The sequence below is a fragment of the Paenibacillus sp. ACRRX genome, assembly GCF_022346885.1.
Lineage (GTDB): Bacteria > Bacillota > Bacilli > Paenibacillales > Paenibacillaceae > Paenibacillus_B.
In genome coordinates this window covers 381,073-398,484 of the sequence record NZ_JAKRNK010000004.1, presented here as the reverse complement: position 1 = coordinate 398,484, position 17,412 = coordinate 381,073, and the positions used below count along the sequence as shown (strand labels likewise).

The 17,412-nt window shown below is 45.4% G+C and carries 16 protein-coding genes and 1 pseudogene; 9 read left to right on the top strand and 8 right to left on the bottom strand.

The features are described from left to right. The first annotated feature begins 278 nt into the window (after positions 1–278). Together MH117_RS14885 and MH117_RS14880 are read left to right on the top strand one after the other, a co-directional pair. The gene (locus MH117_RS14885) at positions 279–719 is read left to right on the top strand and encodes a MarR family winged helix-turn-helix transcriptional regulator (protein ID WP_239329572.1); all 441 of its coding nucleotides are present in this window, start codon (positions 279–281) and stop codon (positions 717–719) included. A gap of 6 nt (positions 720–725) precedes the next feature. Continuing rightward, entirely contained in the window at positions 726–2,363 is a 1,638-nt protein-coding gene (locus tag MH117_RS14880; protein WP_239329570.1) for an MDR family MFS transporter, read from the top strand. Between the two features lie 208 nt (positions 2,364–2,571). On the opposite strand, the pseudogene MH117_RS26710 reads toward MH117_RS14880, so the two are convergent. After that, positions 2,572–2,704: pseudogene (locus MH117_RS26710) on the bottom strand (IS256 family transposase); the annotation flags it as partial. Positions 2,705–2,749: 45 nt separating this feature from the next. On the opposite strand from MH117_RS26710, the gene MH117_RS14875 reads away from it, so the two are divergent. Then, positions 2,750–3,253: a DUF4830 domain-containing protein gene (locus MH117_RS14875; RefSeq protein WP_239329568.1), complete on the top strand. Its 504-nt coding sequence runs from the start codon at positions 2,750–2,752 to the stop codon at positions 3,251–3,253. Between the two features lie 417 nt (positions 3,254–3,670). Beyond that, complete coding sequence (locus MH117_RS14870) at positions 3,671–4,495, top strand: GNAT family N-acetyltransferase (protein WP_239329566.1); 825 nt, start codon at positions 3,671–3,673, stop codon at positions 4,493–4,495. A 123-nt stretch (positions 4,496–4,618) separates the two neighbouring features. Here the strand turns inward: MH117_RS14870 and MH117_RS14865 are convergent, their stop codons facing one another. The 6 genes from MH117_RS14865 to MH117_RS14840 form a co-directional block, all read right to left on the bottom strand. Further along, positions 4,619–5,062 (bottom strand): DUF6376 family protein, encoded by a 444-nt coding sequence (locus MH117_RS14865; RefSeq protein ID WP_239329564.1) that lies wholly within the window; start codon positions 5,060–5,062, stop codon positions 4,619–4,621. A gap of 67 nt (positions 5,063–5,129) precedes the next feature. Continuing rightward, the gene (locus MH117_RS14860) at positions 5,130–6,017 is read right to left on the bottom strand and encodes an accessory gene regulator B family protein (protein ID WP_239329561.1); all 888 of its coding nucleotides are present in this window, start codon (positions 6,015–6,017) and stop codon (positions 5,130–5,132) included. Positions 6,018–6,165: 148 nt separating this feature from the next. Beyond that, positions 6,166–7,026: an amidohydrolase family protein gene (locus MH117_RS14855; protein ID WP_239329559.1), complete on the bottom strand. Its 861-nt coding sequence runs from the start codon at positions 7,024–7,026 to the stop codon at positions 6,166–6,168. Next, entirely contained in the window at positions 7,026–10,148 is a 3,123-nt protein-coding gene (locus MH117_RS14850) for a GNAT family N-acetyltransferase (RefSeq protein WP_239329557.1), read from the bottom strand. Before MH117_RS14850 ends, MH117_RS14855 begins: the two co-directional genes overlap by 1 nt. A gap of 190 nt (positions 10,149–10,338) precedes the next feature. Further along, positions 10,339–10,938, bottom strand: a complete 600-nt coding sequence (locus MH117_RS14845) for a hypothetical protein (protein WP_239329555.1) — start codon at positions 10,936–10,938, stop codon at positions 10,339–10,341. An 18-nt stretch (positions 10,939–10,956) separates the two neighbouring features. Beyond that, positions 10,957–11,811: a C39 family peptidase gene (locus MH117_RS14840; protein WP_239329553.1), complete on the bottom strand. Its 855-nt coding sequence runs from the start codon at positions 11,809–11,811 to the stop codon at positions 10,957–10,959. Between the two features lie 280 nt (positions 11,812–12,091). On the opposite strand from MH117_RS14840, the gene MH117_RS14835 reads away from it, so the two are divergent. The 5 genes from MH117_RS14835 (at position 12,092) to MH117_RS14815 (ending at position 16,488) form a co-directional block, all read left to right on the top strand. After that, the gene (locus MH117_RS14835; protein WP_239329551.1) at positions 12,092–12,805 is read left to right on the top strand and encodes a response regulator transcription factor; all 714 of its coding nucleotides are present in this window, start codon (positions 12,092–12,094) and stop codon (positions 12,803–12,805) included. A gap of 4 nt (positions 12,806–12,809) precedes the next feature. Next, complete coding sequence (locus MH117_RS14830) at positions 12,810–13,745, top strand: sensor histidine kinase (RefSeq protein WP_239329549.1); 936 nt, start codon at positions 12,810–12,812, stop codon at positions 13,743–13,745. Between the two features lie 105 nt (positions 13,746–13,850). After that, on the top strand, positions 13,851–14,774 hold the full coding sequence (locus MH117_RS14825) for an ABC transporter ATP-binding protein (RefSeq protein ID WP_239329548.1): 924 nt from the start codon (positions 13,851–13,853) through the stop codon (positions 14,772–14,774). Next, the gene (locus MH117_RS14820; RefSeq protein ID WP_239329546.1) at positions 14,767–15,459 is read left to right on the top strand and encodes an ABC transporter permease; all 693 of its coding nucleotides are present in this window, start codon (positions 14,767–14,769) and stop codon (positions 15,457–15,459) included. Before MH117_RS14825 ends, MH117_RS14820 begins: the two co-directional genes overlap by 8 nt. A 246-nt stretch (positions 15,460–15,705) precedes the next feature. Further along, a complete protein-coding gene (locus tag MH117_RS14815; protein ID WP_239329544.1) occupies positions 15,706–16,488 on the top strand; it encodes an ABC transporter ATP-binding protein in 783 nt (260 codons plus the stop codon). A gap of 92 nt (positions 16,489–16,580) precedes the next feature. Here the strand turns inward: MH117_RS14815 and MH117_RS14810 are convergent, their stop codons facing one another. After that, the gene (locus MH117_RS14810) at positions 16,581–17,303 is read right to left on the bottom strand and encodes a GntR family transcriptional regulator (protein ID WP_239329542.1); all 723 of its coding nucleotides are present in this window, start codon (positions 17,301–17,303) and stop codon (positions 16,581–16,583) included. Between the last annotated feature and the right edge of the window lie 109 nt (positions 17,304–17,412).

The following is a 17,412-nucleotide window of genomic DNA, read 5'->3' as shown; positions in this document are numbered from 1 at the left end:
TGATTTCCGAATGATTGAAACAGGTTGTAACCTTGTTTGATCACGTTCAAATCAATTGTATGCACACGTACTATTATATGTATTCATTATGGGCAAATGATGATGAAATCACAACTTCTTTCCACGCATTATTTCGTGAATGTAGGTTTGAAATGAGGGCTCGCAAGCTATAAATCAACATTTTTAGTAAAAAAGGTTGCAAATAGATATTATATTTATTATTATTTAGTGATAAAAGATTTAGTGATAAATAGTTAAGAATTAAGGGGAATTGTCTCATGTCGGAGCAAGCGCAACTATTGGAGCTGCCCGCTTTGTTTAAGCGGCTGGTTAAAAGATTGACACAAGAATGGAAGCGGCAAATGCATGAGGAGATGTCCATGAACCAGTTTCGTCTATTATTTGTTCTTCATTCGACTGGCCCTAAAAAAGCGAACGAACTGGCGGATATCGTATGTGTTACGGCAGGAGCCATAACAGGGATGACCGACAAACTGGTTGAACGGGGGTATGTGGAGCGCAGAAGAAACAAAGAAGACCGTAGAGTTGTATCCATGCAATTGACAGCGGCTGGACAGCGGTTCGTTGATGACGTTCTGAACCGACAGAACGAAGTAATAAGCGCGTTGTTTGGCATGCTCCCGCACGAGGATGTAAAGCACTTGAAGCGTATTTTTACAGTAATGTTAAACCGATTGGAACCGAGCAAGGAGGAATAGAGAGACTTGGAGCACTTATCTCATAAACGAAAAGTTACGATTATGATGGCCATTGTTGCAGCGATGTTTTTTGCCGCAATTAACCAGACCATCGTCAGTACCGCGATGCCGCGGATTATCGCCATTTTGGGCGGTATGGATTATTACACTTGGGTGATTACGATTTATATGTTAACATCGACAATTTCGACGGTGCTTGTCGGCAAACTGTCTGATATTTATGGGCGTAAGCCATTTATTCTAGGTGGGATCGTCTTCTTTATCATCGGTGCCTTTTTAACGGGATTCTCGAGCGATATTTTTCAATTGATTACGTATCGAGGTATTCAAGGTGTTGGCGCTGGCATTATTATGGCATCGGCCTTTACTGCAGTAGGAGACTTGTTTGCACCGCGTGAACGCGGGAAGTGGACAGGTGTGATGATGGCTGTGTTTGGCTTCTCCAGCATTCTAGGGCCTACATTGGGCGGATTTATTGTGGATCATATGGACTGGCAATGGGTGTTCTGGATCTTTCTACCTCTTGGTGTGGTGGCTTTCATCATGATTTTATTGATGTTTCCCAAGGTGGAGCGCAAGCAGGCCGAGTCGATTGACTATTGGGGCTCCTTATTTTTAACCTTAACGATAGTACCGTTATTGCTTGGATTCTCTTGGGCAGGTAAGGAGTATGCATGGGGTTCGACCCAGATTATCGGTCTATTTGCAGCAGCGGCTGTATCCTTGCTGCTGTTTATTATAGTTGAGGCACGTGTGAAAAGCCCTGTACTACCGCTATCCTTGTTTAAGAATAGTATTGTGGTTATCTCAAACATGTCTGGTTTCTTGATGAATGCCGGCATGATGGGGGCTTTGATCTACTTGCCGTTCTTTGTCCAGGGAGTGGAGGGGATCTCGCCGACCTATTCTGGGTATGTGACTATGCCGATGTCGATTAGTATGGTCATTATCAGTGCAATGACAGGGCGATGGATTACAGTATCGGGCAAATACAAAAGGTATGCCTTGCTAGGGCTGCCTATTATGATTGCTGGTATGCTTATTATGGCGTACATGAACAGCGTGACAATGGCTGTCATAGCTATGATTGTATTTGGTCTGGGTCTCGGGTTTGGTATGCCGGTATTTTCGCTTACTGTGCAAAATGCCGTTAGTCCGGCAGAGCTTGGTGTAGCGACAGCGTCGTCACAATTGTTCCGCAACTTGGGCGGGACGATAGGAATTGCTGTGATGGGGACCATTATGAGTACCAGTTTAAAAAGCAATCTTGAATCTGCAGCAGCTTCAGGCCACGCGATTGACATGACGAAGCTGGACCCGGCTGTAGCAGGGCAGCTTAAAGAGTTTGCTAACCCTGAGATGCTGTTAAATCAGCCGAAGCTGCAAGAACTGCAGCAGACGCTGCCTGAACAGATGCAGCCGCTCCTGACGAAGATGATCGATATGATGCGTGACGCGCTCAGTTCCTCGTTAACGACTGTATTCTTGGCAGGTACTGCGCTCCTTGTTGTGGCACTTGTACTTGTATTCTTCCTGCGTGAGATTCCACTGCGGAGCTCGAATAGCGTGCTTGAACCAAAGCTGGAGGAAAAGGATAGAAACAATATGAAGAGTGGGAATTTAAGCTCAGGAGAAGTAATTTAGAATAATGCTATAATTTAGTTACTTGATAAAGGTAGCAAAACAGTCATCTTTTATTAGTTGCTCATGATTAATTTCTAAGTGGTGGGGAAAGCCCCCTGTAGAATTGGTCATGGGCTTTTTTTATGGTTGAGAGGAGGGTAGAGTTTAGGGTCTGTCAAACCATTTGTGTAAACTCATTTAAAAAACTTCTCCCTGAGGGGAGAAAAAATCACCCCAGATGCTGGTCAATGTGATCTGGATAAAAGACAGATAGTTGGAGCAGCATTTGCCCCCAGTTTTGGACACGCCCATCCATTTCGAGTAACGTCAATCGTGGCTCAATAAAGCATTTTTAAGAGAGCCCAGCATTGACCTGAAGCGTCAATAATAACTAGGGAGTGATGGATATGATGATACGCATTACAAAAGTAAGTGTTTTTCTAGGTCTTTTATTTTTGGTTCTTTCTGGATGTGGTAAGGAGGGGAGTGATGATGAAAAAACAGCTGAGCAATATCTAGAACAACATGGTTATCAAGTAACATCTCGGCAGGGTAAAGTTCAAAAGTATGTCCTAGAAAAAAACAAACTTACTGGAAGCACCGAAAACATACTGTATCAGCAAAGTTGGGGTGTTCAATCCGTTGAGCCTGATAAGTACTTTGGAAAAGAAATAACGGCCTATCAATTTACAGTGAAAAACCATCCTCTAGAAAAAATATATAATATTAAAACTACCGTCAACGTCATGCTTTGTGAAGGCCAAGTAATCGGTGGAACATCCATGCCTGCTCAAGGAAACGAGGCTCAAATGGGAGCTCCTTATTCACTTGAAGGTCAAACATTGGAGGAAGTAACCAAAATGAGTTATAAAGAATGGTTTGAAAAATGGAAAATGAAATACGATAGCTAATTGAACTAACGCAATATGTTTAAGAACACAGCGACAGTCTAGGAATTTGTTATATGGGTTACTTTACGAAGTTGAAGATGGCAGCTTTCAATGATGTTAGTCGTGTAAATGAGTTTAACGGATTTAAGGTGGTCCCTTAAAGAAAGTACCCATCAGTTTAATGCCGCTACCTCTTAGAATATTTGGTTATCTGATAGGTATGGCTTTCCTTGTCACTGTGATAGCCCTTTTTATATCTGATTACTTATCTTAGTGGTGAAATCATCGAGATCATTATACAAAAACTCTGGATAGTTCCAACTAGTTGTACTAGAATACATAGAAAAACAAAACGTAACTTAACTATGATCGTCATTGCAGCCTCCATCCCGTTAAGGGACGGGGGTTTTTTGCAAACGTAAAGGGAGGAATCGACTTATGTTTACTTCTTTATTTCCACATGATCCAGTCTTTCATCATCAGCCTTTTATGAGGAATGAGGTGCAGTACAGTTTGTTTCATCGTATTGCAGATGGCGGTACCGCTATTATGTATAAAAACGAGGCAGGCAATATATTGTATGCCCAGACTCCAGGATATAACGCTTGGCTATGGGTAGACGAGGAAGTATCCGTGGTGGAACGTGAGAGGCAGCTTAGGGAGCTGATTTGTACGATTAAGAACGACGAGCTGCCTGGTATAACGAGTGATCCCGAAAATGCACGCGCTTTTGCGGAGATTTATGCAGAGGTGACAGGAAAGGTGTTCAGACAGAAAATGGAGATGTCGGCTTATTATTGTGACAAGATCGTACGGCCAAAGGGCGTTATTGGTGAGTGTCGACTTGTCAATTCCGAGCATCAGTCTGTTGTTGCCGCATATATGGTTGGCTTCTTAAAGGAGGCAATGGGTGAGGCAGCAGACACACTTGAGCAGATGCCTTTGGCTGCACGGCTCGTTAGCTCTGGTAATTTGTTTGGTTGGATCCATGGCGGGGAATTGGTATCCATCGCTAATATTACGTTTCGTTCCCCACGTCATGGTGCTATTAACAGCGTATATACTCCGGCTGAGTTTCGAAAGAAGGGATATGCGAGCGCGCTCGTGGCATCATTGTGTGATTTGCTGCTGCATAAGGAGAAATTGACGCCGATTCTGTACGCAGATACGGCGAACCCCAATTCGAATAAGGTGTATCAGAGCATTGGATTTACAGCGAGTGGTTTAGTGCACGAATTAAAGTTCGAGGAGAAGGAAGAGTGAGCAAGGGTGAGAAGCATGGGAGTATTCGAAAACGTAAACGAGCTGACTTAAATCAGGATGGCCGCTGCCAGAGTAGAGAATAGATGCCTGTAGCGGCCGCGCAGAATTTGTTATTGTTGTATGTTAAGGGGCTAGCGCTTGGATTTGTCCCATGGTATCCGTAATGTTGCGAATAGTCTGGAACAATGGGGAGTCTTGGATTGCGTTTATGTCGGTAATACCAGAATTGACTTGCTCCAAAAGGCCGTTAATTTCTTGTGTAAAAGCTGTGTTGTAGTCTGTTAATTGCTGATGAATGTCTTTAGCGAATGCAGGTGCTTCCAAGCCGTTAAATGAAGTAATCTGATTCTTCATCTCCTCGAGGGCTTGAGTCAGGGAGGCTTTGGCATCAACATCGGTAATAGCCTGCTCTACAAGCTGTGGAACGCGCTCAGCAAAGCTGGATACCTGATTGACGTAGGAAGTAGCCTCTGTCACATAATTTAATGAGCTATTCACGCTTTCGAACATTGAGCAGCCTGAAAAGATGATGCAGCATAGCAAGGCACAAAGTAATCTTATTTTCATCGTACCCCTCCAATTTATTTTATTTCTAAGTAGTACTTTCAGGTGAAGGTTTCGGTTTCATAAAATGCTACAGTTCGCGCAAATGAGTGCCATCCGAGATGGTCATGCGAGAAAAGGAAGTCTGTACTGGGCCCGATACTTCCTCCGAGTAATTCGGTGCTGTAGGCAATACAAGATTAGATACTTTCACGGTGCTATGCTCATCCAGATGTGGTGCAAAAGTGACAGAACCCAAGTCTATTTCTGAATAATCATAGGGAAAGTCCGTATCTTCTCTTTTGAGTAAGATATGAGCAGTAACTTCCTGTCGGCTGTAATTGCGAACTGAAACCGTACATTCCCCTACCCAACGACTCTGAATCTGCTCCACTCGACAGCTAGCTAGGGTGGACTTATTTGATTGTATGGCATAAATACCTGTGCCTAGATAGCGCTGATATACATCAACAGCTTGATTCGGCAGTGTAGTGACGGTTAAGAAAGCTGCAAAGCCAATCAAGAAGCGTTGACGGTTCAAGGATCGTACAAGCACTCTGATCAAGATAACGAGACCAATTAATAAGGGCAGACCCGTGAGAATAAGCTTGCCGTTTCCAAATGGAAAGACAGTTGGGACGCCAAGCCACTGCAAGCCCGATTCAAACCATGAGTAATGATGAGGATATCGAATGGTTAGTAAGCTTAGGAGCAGCAAGCCGATCAAAGCCCATTGGAGCTTCTTTTTGTCACGAATGAGATGCGGGCTAGAAGGGGGCTCGTTCTTGTTGCGGAGTGGATCTGTATGCCATGCAAATATGATGCCGCACAGGATACTTATGACTGCCCAGACGAGAAGTTGATATAGAAAATAGTAAGGGCTGCTGAAGATGACAACGATCAAGGTCATTGTAATAAAAAGAATGCCGCCGCTGAGTAAAGCACGCTGCCAAAACGGGTGCATACGCGGGCGCTGCATATACATCTCTCCTCTAGATTTTATAGTTGATTCTCCTTACGTCCTGTAGGGGATGAATTTATCGCAGGCAAATTGGAAAAAAACCTTCAATTAGAAGGCCCCCGTCGATCATTTGGGACGGGAGCCTTGTTGCATAGAGTGATTTAATTTAATTCTCTACGAGTGGTACAATTTTCGGAAATACACGCAGCGCCGTCTTGTAGAATACATCCTCGTGATAGCTTGCTGGAATCAGCTCTTTGACAAATTGCAGGTACGGTTCTATCGGTGCAAGTGGCCAATCTGTTCCAAACAGCAGCTTCTCATAGTTATCACAATAAGTGAGCGCGTGCCGCAAATGAGCGAAGAACAGCGGGGATTGGCCAAGCCGCGCGCATTCTGCAGCATCACCTACCATCAAGCCGGATAGGTCAGCAAATACGTTGCGGTTTTTGTAAACAACCTCAGCTCCATCCAGTACCCAGGGGTCCCCGAAGTGCGCCATCATAAAGTTGACGTCACGATGCTGTACGGCAACCTCATCGATCGTAAGCGGATGAGAGTATTTTAAAAGTCCGCGTTCAGAGTAAGTGTCGCCAGTGTGATAGACGACGGGAACCCGATGGGTCTTGGCCATCTCGTACACAGGCTGATAAACGTCATCATAAGCATAAAACGGATAATAACCGAGATAGATCTTGATGCCAACCGCTTCGGGACGTTGTATGGCTTGTTCCAGTGCATCCAGTCCGGATTTATCCAGCTTATACGGATTAATGCCTGGGCAATAAACGATCTGGCGCGGATACTCCTCCAGCATATCAAGTCCCATTGGGGTTGAGGCCCCCCGATCAGGGAAGCCCTCCTCGTCCGTTTCCGTCAGTCCCATGCCTATGCCAAGTACAACACCAGCTTGCTCATATTCCTGCAGCAGCCCTCGGGCAGAATACTCTACAAATGATCGCTCACTCGCCGTTTTTTTGAAAGAATCGATATGGGATAAGTGCATATGCGCATCAATAATCTTCATTAAGCTTCCTCCCCTTTTGCTGCTTGGGGGAAGGTAATACCGCGCAGCTCTCGCAGGGACTCACGCGGCAGAACATCGTCTGCAAATACCATAAAGGTCGGTGTTGAGCGAGTGATGCTGTCATGAGGCAGTGACAATTCCCTGTTCAACGTCAGACAGTTAACGTCCTTATTGGTATAGAGCTGAGGTTGAATCAAGGATTCATCTGTGACCAACTGCAGCACACCACTGTTGTCTTTACTGCCAAATACATAATCACGGTGTTCACGAACCGCTAGTTCTCCTTCGCCAAGCGGATAGTGGAGAGGTTGACCTTCAGCATCCGACGTGAGGAGCCATCCCTGCGGCAGATCGAGAAAAATATCGGTTGCAGCCTGATTGCAAGTCAGGTACGTCCCTGTGTTTTGATAAATATCGGTCACATAGGCAAGCACGGGAACGCCTGGCAGCATGAGATAATAGCTGTCCCATATTAAACCCCGGTACTTACTATGCTTAGACACGGATAGACGTACTCTTAGGCCAGACCATGTATTGCCGACAGAGTCTGTTAAACGCGCAGAGGTGACAGAACGATCCTCTTTCAAGACAGATAATGGACCCAGTTCATCCAAAGCTTCGGTCATGCCCCCGATCCAAGGGTTCCACCATGATTTGACTCCATAAGTGGGATAGCTGGAGTCAAACCATTCTCGGTCATTAACCATTAAGGAATGAAGCCCTGGGTAATAGTCGGCGTTAACTTTAATGCTTATAGGGCCATTGCTTGCTTCATACATGGCCCCAACGTCCGTGTGAGTTGACGTAGAAGTGACGTCATTAGCCGCAAGGGTGAACAGGGTGCGCTGATGTAATTCAGAAAATGATCCCAAAACCGCTTTGACACACATTGTGTCAATTGGTGTGGCTGGCATAGCCATTTCTAACTGGACTTCGGCTGCCTCGCCACCTAAAGATACGGTTGTTACGGCTGTATTATCTTTCCCATTAGCAGCATACGAGGCTGATACTGTTCCCTCCCATGCATTCTGCTTGGTGTCTCTAAGTATGGCCTGCACCTTGTGCATATCAGGCTGCACAAATGGATTGCCACCATTAGCTGTCAACGTAACGTGCCGTACAGTTTGCGATGTTACATTTGCTTTTGCACGCTTCAAGGCATAGCTGCGGAAGTCCTGCCAGTTGTCAAAGCTGCCTACTGTCAAGATGAGATCATCGCTTCTCCGCTTGGCTCCTGGCAGCAGAATGCCCATATTAGTTTCCAGATCAATGAAATAGCTTTGGAGACTCATTTGGTGCGTATCTGACCAGCAAATACCGCATGCCAGTCCATCTCCACGAGCAAATAACCAAGGTTCGGTTATTTTATCGCCGTCCCAATAATCAAAGTCATCGCCGTGGGAATCCCCCATCTCGACAATTCGTCCTTCATAAGGGAGTACGCTGCGGTACAGATCCTTGCGGATTCGCTGCGTGATCCACATCTGCTCAGACGTCGCAGTAAGCGAGTCGTTCTCCAACTCCTGCCACAGCTTGATTGTTCCGTCAGCATGCAGCAAAGCATGCGTATGAAGCAGCAGCTGCGCAAATTCCCCAGACCGATATGTATGCTGGAAGCCAACTGCACCACGTTCTTGCTTCCATTTCACCGATTCCGCCTGCTTTTTGGAGAACTCGGCGGAATAAGGTTTGCCTATCTTCGGATGGGACAATGCGATCAGGGACGAATCACGGCCAAGACAGTGGACACGCAGCTGATTGCTGTCTTTTTCGTACTCGAGCCCATACTTGCCGTTCATCGCCAGATGTGCGGTATCCGTTTCGCCATAACACATCCCGCCGGGACCACTGAAACCGCCGCCGATTCGTCTGTTAAAGGTAACTTCATCACCGCTTGTTGTGGCAGCAACAACTTTGAGCTGCTGACTATAGAAGCCGTAATCCAGCAATCGGAAAGGGAAGGGCAGCGAAGCGCGTTCTTTGGGCTGCAGGTTCACGGTATACGAATGCTGCTCTAGCTCCAGCCATGGTGTCGGCGTCAGTTCAAATGTAAACGAAGCACATTCAGGAAAATGATTCTCAATATCCAAGTACATGTCATATTGACCGCCCAGGGCGTATATTTCATTCGGAATCTTTAACGCTACAGCCGCGGGGAACTTGGGAACGATGCCAACCTGAATAACGGCTTCTAAACCGTTAATGAGAACATTGGCGCGAACCGTCGGACAAGTTCGCCATTCGCTCTGTTCTTTATCAATAACGTCAACAAAGAAACGTGCAGTCAATCGTTGTTCACTTGATACTTCAACGGATTGCTCCCAGTTGAACGTAACATTGCGATCAGATTCGCCTTTGAAGTCAATTCGAAGCGGCTTGCCCGATTTGTTGACGATGCGGTATTGTACGGTATATTCCTTTCCGAATACAGGCTCTGCTTGCTCTGCCGTTGCGGATAAAAGGTAGTCTTCCGTTTCAATCAGGCAGATACCTCTTCCTCTTCGTTCAATGTCGACACGCAGCTCTTTCTCTTTATTTTTCCAGGCGTATGTATAGGTATGAAACCCATTATCCACTTGCCCGTCCCGAATCACTTCAATTATGCGTGTTGAATCGGCGTACCAATCAATTCCCTTCATATAAGGCGCAATGGCTTCACAATTAACGATCTGAGGTACAAAGTTCATAAAATGCGTGGTATCCTCGCGGTCTTCCCAGAAGTAGCCGCAGCGCTTGTACAGTGGAACTGCTTTCAAGTTAGCACCCCATGTATACAAGTCAATGCGCGGCCAGCCGCGGCGAATCGTCTCTTCGACGGCCCGCAGCACAAGCATCTTGCCAACCTTCATGCCATGATAGTCGGGCCGAACATTTAGAAGCTGAATGTGCAGGGCACCGGTATCTTCCTTGTATTCAGTTAGGCTGCAGTATCCGACAACCTCATCGCCAGCCACAGCGAGAAATAACGCAAGCCAATCGGATACCGCCTCGTTCTGGCGCACCTGAGCGCCTGTCATCACGGTGGTCCCTCCGCCCCATTCGCTCTGGCTGCGGTTCCACATCTCTGCAATGCTGTCTCCATAATCCGGATGGTAATTAACAATATTAATGTGTAAAGACAAATTTCTCACCTCATGAATGCCAGTATATTACATATGGTGCAATACGTTCACTACAGCATTTAGTTGCTTAATTTTCAAATTAAAAAGACCGGGTTGCCCCGGTTAATAGCAATGCAGCGATTGTTCCCGTATTTTACCCAAGCTTTAAAATGACAAGGTTGTGCCGAATCTAGCAAATACGTCAGCACTATCACTGACGCTGGTTTATCCATTCTTTCATCTGTTGAATGACTTGCTCTGCGGGGATTTTCTGGCCTGCCGGAAGATCCAGCAACATAGCTGCGCTTGCCGTCAAGTAAATATCTTCTCTATCAGGCAGACAAGCTGCAAGCATACTCTGCCCTTCGAACTCAAAGTAACGAATCTGCTCATCCGTCCCCACGGTTGCTCTTGCTTTGTTGTAGAGGTGAAAGAGATCGATACTGCGATGCTTTCCGCCCATTCTCACTGGCTCCTTCACATTGGCGACGATGATGCCTTCTGGTGTTTGCTCATTCATGGCAAACCAAAGTCGTTCACCAGTAGGGCGCAGCAGTTCACTCATCCGATTGCCTTTATACGAAGAGATACGATTTGCCGTCAACGTATCATCAATGGCCAAAGAAAACCGCGATAAAGTTAACTTGCTGGCTGCTGTGGGCAAATTCTCCTCGTCAGATTGCATATTCCACACATAGTCCATCAATGCAGTTTGCTCAGGGCGTTCTGATGTAGCATCTTTAACGGTTATATATACAATGGCTCCAAATAATAAAAACAGCCCCAATAGCAAAAAAATATAGGATCTCATCCATTCAACCCTCCTTCATTACTTGCTTGTGCTAATCGTGCCTTCCCATGTAAAGCGATTGTTGCTTTTAAAAGCATCGAAAGTATGTGAATAGTGGTCACCATACCAGGGGTCCATATAACTTACATAGTTCGTCCCGTTTACGCCGGAATTGTATCCATCCAATACGAGAAAATGACCAATGTTCGACCCGTTGGTCCAGCTAATAAACGTAATCATTGGCTGGCCTTTGTCCAATTGACCTTTGACCCATTGTAGTGAGGGTATGGAATTGAATAGATTGCTTTTGACACTGTAATATTGCAGCCCCTGCTTAATCTCGTAAGATGTTGCCGGATAGTTATAAGAGCCTCCCTTTACATAACTGACAAACTGCTGCTGTGTGACATCAATTCCATAGTGCTCCAACACAGCAACGGATACGCCGGCCCAGCACCAATTGCTCATCAATTGCTGGATGTCGGGTACAGCTGCGCTGCTGCCTGGTTCGCTGGGGCTGCCATTAATGAATCCTGAAGCGACATAATACTTGTTCTGATCTTTAAAGAAATAAAACCAGCGATCATCATCGATCCCTGTCCAATAATCTTTTACGATATCGCCTCGCTCCCAGCCATCAAAGTTGACGCTGGTGTTGCCGGCAATCGTATAAGCAATCGTGGCCCGCAAGCTGGGGGCTGATCGGACATTGACCCCGATAGGTGCGGTGACACCGGAAAAGGACCCTTCAATGTTGGCTGAGGGGAGAGAGTGCACTTCCGATATCGCTGACTGACCAGACGAAGGTGATGCACTGCTCCCCAACACTGACGACATAAACAGCAGGATGCTGCCTAATATAGACACAATCACTTTGAATCTTCTATTGTTCATCGCTATCCTCCTTTACAGCTAGCTTTAATAGGGGACAGTAAGCTTGTCCAGTAACTAAAATAAAGAATTGCAGCAAAAGAGAGGTGATAGAAGCGCTCACTATCCCTTCATTAACAAGGTATGTAAATATTGACGAGTTGTGATTGGATTTACTATTTTGTGCTGTTGACGTCGGGACATTCATATGGCTTATTAGGAGAAGTAGGAGGATTAGCAGTCGGTAGTATATAATACGGGGTATAATATAGAGTTGGCCTAATTGGAAGAGGAGAGAAGAATAATGTCTCATCGTATCTTAATCATGGAAGACGATCATGAGATTGTCGACATGCTAAAGCAGTATCTCTTAAAAGAAGGATACCTGATAGATACCGCTTATGACGGCCGAGCGGGCATGGCGCAGTTTGCTAGCGCCAACTACGAGCTCGTTGTTGTAGATATTATGATGCCTAAGCTGGATGGCATTGAAGTTATTAAGCTGATTCGCGAGCGCAGTGCAGTGCCTATCCTTATTATGTCTGCAAAGGACAGTGACGTAGACAAGGCGCTCGGGCTTGGATTCGGAGCGGATGATTATATCGCGAAGCCGTTCTCGATGATAGAGATTGCAGCACGGATCAAGGCTGCCATCCGGCGGTCCACCGTATATGCCAATCGGGAACCGGTCGAACAAGAAACCGAAATAGGAATTCCGCAGGAACTCCGTTTTGGAGCTTTGCGAGTAGACGTGGACAATTTTGCAGCATTTAAGTATGATCAGCAGCTTCGGTTAACATCCAAGGAGTTTGAGATATTGAAGTTATTTATTATGAACCCGAATCGTGTATTTACAAAGGCACAAATCTATGGATTTGTATGGCAGGATGACTATTATGGCGATGAGAATGTGATTAATGTTCATATTCGGCGGCTGCGCGAGAAAATAGAAGATAATCCTTCCGAACCTCTTTATATTAAAACGTTGTGGGGGATTGGGTACAAATGGGAAGGGTGAGAAGGTGACGTACATATTAATAGCTGTAATTGTCATACTGATAATCGTCATTGCCTGGCAATACCAGTTCATCCGACGTCGAGGTCATGCTCTCGAACATATTCAACGCAAGCTGCACGTCATTATGTCAGAGCCCACGAGCGAGAAAGTACTGGTCTTTACCGATGACGATTCATTGATCGGTGTGCTGAACGAGATCAATGAGCTGTTGGACTTCCATCAGAAGTCTCTGGCAGCACATACGCGGATTGAGATTTCAACCAAGAAGATGCTTTCTAACATATCCCATGATCTCAAGACACCGCTTACTGTCGTGCTTGGTTACTTGGAGACGATCACATTGGATCCGGGTATGGAGTCCAGCGAACGGGAAAGACTGCTTGGCAATGTGCACCGCAAGACACTTGAGGTGCTGGATCTGATCCATCAGTTTTTTGACTTGGCGAAGCTGGAATCGGGCGACAAAGATATTCCGATTACAAAGATTTATTTAAATGAAATTTGTAGAATGAGCATGCTGCAATTTTATGATATTTTGACAACACGAGGTTTTAAGGTGTCAATCGATATACCCGATGAGCCTTTGTATGTATGGGGAAATGAGGAGGCGCTTAACCGAATTCTGAATAATTTGATCTCTAATGCGATTCAGCATGGAGGTGACGGCAAAGAGCTCGGGCTTACCGTAACGGGTAAGGGGCAAGAGGCATTCTTGTCCGTTTGGGATAAGGGGAAAGGGATTCACGAGCTGCACGTGGATCAGGTGTTTGAGCGCATGTACACGTTGGAAGATTCCCGCAACAAGGCTTTTCAAGGCAGCGGTCTTGGTCTGACCATTACGAAGCGGCTTGTTGAGGCGATAGGTGGGAGTATTGAATTGAGAAGCAAGCCGAATGAGCGGACAACGTTTAAGATCCGCCTGCGAAAAATCAATTATTAGAATTGAACAGAGGCTGCTTAAGAAACTTGTAAGAATCGGGTAAGAAAAAAGAGAATTTCGCTCTTTATACTTAAGTTATCGAAAGAGAGCGAAGGGAGTATGCACATGTCTTATTTATTAAGGACGACTCAATTAACGAAGACTTATCAAGGCAAGGAAGTCGTATCTAATGTAAATATGAGTATAAAGAAGGGTGAGATATACGGATTTTTAGGACCGAATGGAGCGGGCAAGACGACGCTCATGCGAATGATCACCAATTTGATTAAGCCGACATCTGGAGAGATCGAGCTTTTCGGCGAGAAACTGACGGATAAGTCTTATCACGTGCTCGGTCGAATGGGTACGATTATTGAATATCCGATATTTTATGACAAGCTGACAGCACGCGAGAATTTAGAAATTCATTGTGAGTATATGGGCTATCATAACAAGCAGGCTGTCAATGAAGCGCTGGAGCTAGTTAATCTGGGCAATATCGAAGGCAAAGCGGTCAAAGACTTCTCTCTGGGCATGAAGCAGCGGCTTGGTATCGCGAGAGCACTATCAACTAAGCCGGAGCTGCTGATTCTGGATGAGCCTATTAATGGATTGGACCCGCTTGGCATTAAGGAAATTCGTGATCTATTTAAAATGTTAAGTAGAGAGTATGGGATGACATTGTTTATCTCCAGCCACATTTTGGGCGAGATGGAGCAAATGGCAGATACGATAGGCGTAATCAACCACGGGTGCTTACTTGAAGAAGTATCTATGGAGCAGATTCGGGAGAAGAATACGGAGTACTTGGAAATTACAACAAAAGAGATATCCCAGGCTAGCTATGTGCTAGAGAATAAGCTGCAGCTGTTTAACTTCAAAGTAGTGGATAACCAATACATTCGCGTCTACGATATGAGCGTACCGCAGAATGAAGTTGCCAAGACATTAATTATGAATGACATATCTGTTGAAGCGATTACGAAGAAGAACAGCTCTCTAGAAGATTACTTCTTATCGCTGCTTAACGGGGGTGGCGTTCATGCTTAAGCTAATGAGACTCGAAATGAAGAAGTTCCGCATGGCTGGTTATGTGCGGGGAGCCCTGATTTCTAGTTTAATCATATTGGCATTCACCTGTATGGTCAGCTATGGGCAAAAATTAGAAAATGATATTCCGTTTGACAGCTTTAAAATGATGATGGGACTTACAGAGACTTTGGTCAGATCGACCTTTATCGTGTTTGCCGCTGTTCTGCTGGCCCAATTTGTTATCCATGAATTCAGGACAAAGTCGATCACGGTGCTGTTTATGTATCCGATCAACCGCAAGAAGCTAATGGCTGCAAAACTGCTGATTGTGATGATCTTTACGTTTGTGGCGATTATTTGCTCAGATGTCATTGTTACGGGTGGATTTATATTGTTTAATCACTTTACCCATGTTATTGAGGATACCTTGACGTCGCAGCTTCTGTGGGCAATGGGCGGAAAAATGCTGATGAACGCGGTGATGGCATCTGGCATCTGTTTAATTCCGCTGTTCTTCGGTATGCGCAAGTATTCGACATCAACGACTATTGTGTCTGCTGTCCTCCTGTTATTTATAGTCGGCAGCAACAACGGCGGCATATCGCTTAATGATATTATTGTGATCCCTATTGGATTAGCGCTTATCGGGATATATATCGCATATTTGGGAATTCGTAATATTGAGCGCAAAGATGTGATCTAACTGTAAATATAAATATACGATTGGTATTTATCAAGAACGGCCTCTTTCCGGAATGCATACGGAGAGAGGCTGATTTGTTTTATATGAAAAAAATTTCAGGTGAGCTGCTGACAAAAACAGTCGACAAGCAGGTTCGAATCCGGTATTCTAGGACGAATAATAGGTAAACTGGTTCCAAATGTTAACAAGAATAGAGTTGTTCGCGGTATAAGCAGGAGAAAGCAAATGGGAGAGGAGATAACAGACATGAGTGAGGTCATAGATATCCAAGGGGTAAGCTGGAGAAGAGAGGAACGAGAACTGCTGAAAAATGTGACCTGGCAAGTAAAAAAACAGGAGCATTGGGCATTGCTTGGTTTAAATGGATCAGGAAAAACAACATTGCTAAACATTGTGAATGGTTATATCTGGCCGTCATCAGGCACAGTATCTGTACTTGGCAAGCCGTATGGTTCTGTCGATCTGCGTGATCTGCGAAAGTCTATTGGCTGGGTCAGTTCATCGTTGCAAGAGAAATTATACATGACGGATAAGGCGCAGCATGTGGTCATTAGCGGTAAATATGCCACGATCGGCTTATACGAGCAGCTGCTAGAGGAGGATGAAGGACAGGCGGCCGATCTTATGCAGACGCTTGGTTGTGCTCACTTGTGGGATCGAGAATATCGCACCTGCTCGCAAGGAGAGAAGCAGAAACTGCTGATTGCCCGTGCTCTAATGGCTAATCCAAGCATTTTGATTCTGGATGAACCGTGCAATGGGCTGGATTTATTTTCGAGGGAACGATTGCTGGACAGCATTTATACCCTGACTTTGCAGGATCATACGCCTACGCTAATATACGTTACGCATCATACGGAAGAAATATTGCCTGTGTTCACCCGCACGCTGCTATTACGTCGAGGTGAGGTAGTGGGAAGTGGGGCTACTGACGAAGTGATGACTTCACAAACGTTAAGCAGTTTCTTCGAGGCCCCGGTACAGGTGGAGCGTCATCAAGAGAGAGTGTACGTAAGGGCAGTAAAGTAAGAGAGATACAGGCAGGTTAGGCAAGAAGCACTGGGCTTCCGATTGGGACAGTGCTTCTTGCGCTGCAATTTTTTAGGCTTGCTTCTCAGTTGTTACCTAGTAAGCAGGATGTCATGGGAATACACTTCAGGGTTGCAATATGAAATGGAATATTGAAGCGGCATATCACGATTGTTAAAGAGTACGGTGTGTACAACAAGGGCAGGGGATCCGGGAGGCAGGTCAAAGTAAGAGGCGTAAGTGGAATCGAGGGCAACGGCCGTAAAGCTCTGAGAGCCGCGTTTGACCTGTATTCCATTCTTCTCCAATAAATCGTAGACAGTGGGTTTCACCACATTTTCCTCGGTCAAGTAGGATGCCAGGTTCATGTTAAAATAGTTGTCGTCTACAATAGCACATTGTTCTTGAACTCTGATTTGCCGCTGTACTTTAATCATGTCGGCGCCTTCAAAGATACGCATAGCTTTGGACACTTTCGGTGGTGCGGGAATAATGCCGTACTCGTGCAGCTGAATACGGGGCTCCAACTGCTGCAGCTGCAATTGCTCGACTAGACCAACCAAAGTGGTTGTCGTACGTGTGATGCTGCGCTCAGCCACAAAAGTTCCTTTGCCGTGCTTCTTCTCCAGTACGCCCTCCACGACTAGCTCGCCAATTGCCTGGCGAATCGTAGTGCGGCTTAGGTGAAACATTTTGCCTAATTCGCGTTCGCTGGGAATAGCAGTGCCAGAACCCCACTCCTCATTAACGATACGTTGTTTAATACTGTGCTTCAGTTGATAGTACAAAGGTATCGGGCTTTGTAATAGTTCCATCCATATGTACCTCCTGTATTTAATTTGGATTCTGGTCATATGGTCACGACCAGATGAACAAAAAAAGACACGATTCAGTCGTTGAATTCGTGTCTCCAGTGGTCTGGTC

Excerpts from the sequence above, each read along its gene's own strand:
- MH117_RS14815 (WP_239329544.1), top strand. The coding sequence starts at position 15,706 with ATGAGTGAGGTCATAGATATCCAAGGGGTAAGCTGGAGAAGAGAGGAA.
- MH117_RS14820 (WP_239329546.1), top strand. The coding sequence starts at position 14,767 with ATGCTTAAGCTAATGAGACTCGAAATGAAGAAGTTCCGCATGGCTGGT.
- MH117_RS14885 (WP_239329572.1), top strand. The coding sequence starts at position 279 with ATGTCGGAGCAAGCGCAACTATTGGAGCTGCCCGCTTTGTTTAAGCGG.
- MH117_RS14835 (WP_239329551.1), top strand. The coding sequence starts at position 12,092 with ATGTCTCATCGTATCTTAATCATGGAAGACGATCATGAGATTGTCGAC.
- MH117_RS14840 (WP_239329553.1), bottom strand. The coding sequence starts at position 11,811 with ATGAACAATAGAAGATTCAAAGTGATTGTGTCTATATTAGGCAGCATC.
- MH117_RS14810 (WP_239329542.1), bottom strand. The coding sequence starts at position 17,303 with ATGGAACTATTACAAAGCCCGATACCTTTGTACTATCAACTGAAGCAC.
- MH117_RS14875 (WP_239329568.1), top strand. The coding sequence starts at position 2,750 with ATGATGATACGCATTACAAAAGTAAGTGTTTTTCTAGGTCTTTTATTT.
- MH117_RS14855 (WP_239329559.1), bottom strand. The coding sequence starts at position 7,026 with ATGAAGATTATTGATGCGCATATGCACTTATCCCATATCGATTCTTTC.
- MH117_RS14825 (WP_239329548.1), top strand. The coding sequence starts at position 13,851 with ATGTCTTATTTATTAAGGACGACTCAATTAACGAAGACTTATCAAGGC.
- MH117_RS14860 (WP_239329561.1), bottom strand. The coding sequence starts at position 6,017 with ATGCAGCGCCCGCGTATGCACCCGTTTTGGCAGCGTGCTTTACTCAGC.
- MH117_RS14865 (WP_239329564.1), bottom strand. The coding sequence starts at position 5,062 with ATGAAAATAAGATTACTTTGTGCCTTGCTATGCTGCATCATCTTTTCA.
- MH117_RS14870 (WP_239329566.1), top strand. The coding sequence starts at position 3,671 with ATGTTTACTTCTTTATTTCCACATGATCCAGTCTTTCATCATCAGCCT.
- MH117_RS14845 (WP_239329555.1), bottom strand. The coding sequence starts at position 10,938 with ATGAGATCCTATATTTTTTTGCTATTGGGGCTGTTTTTATTATTTGGA.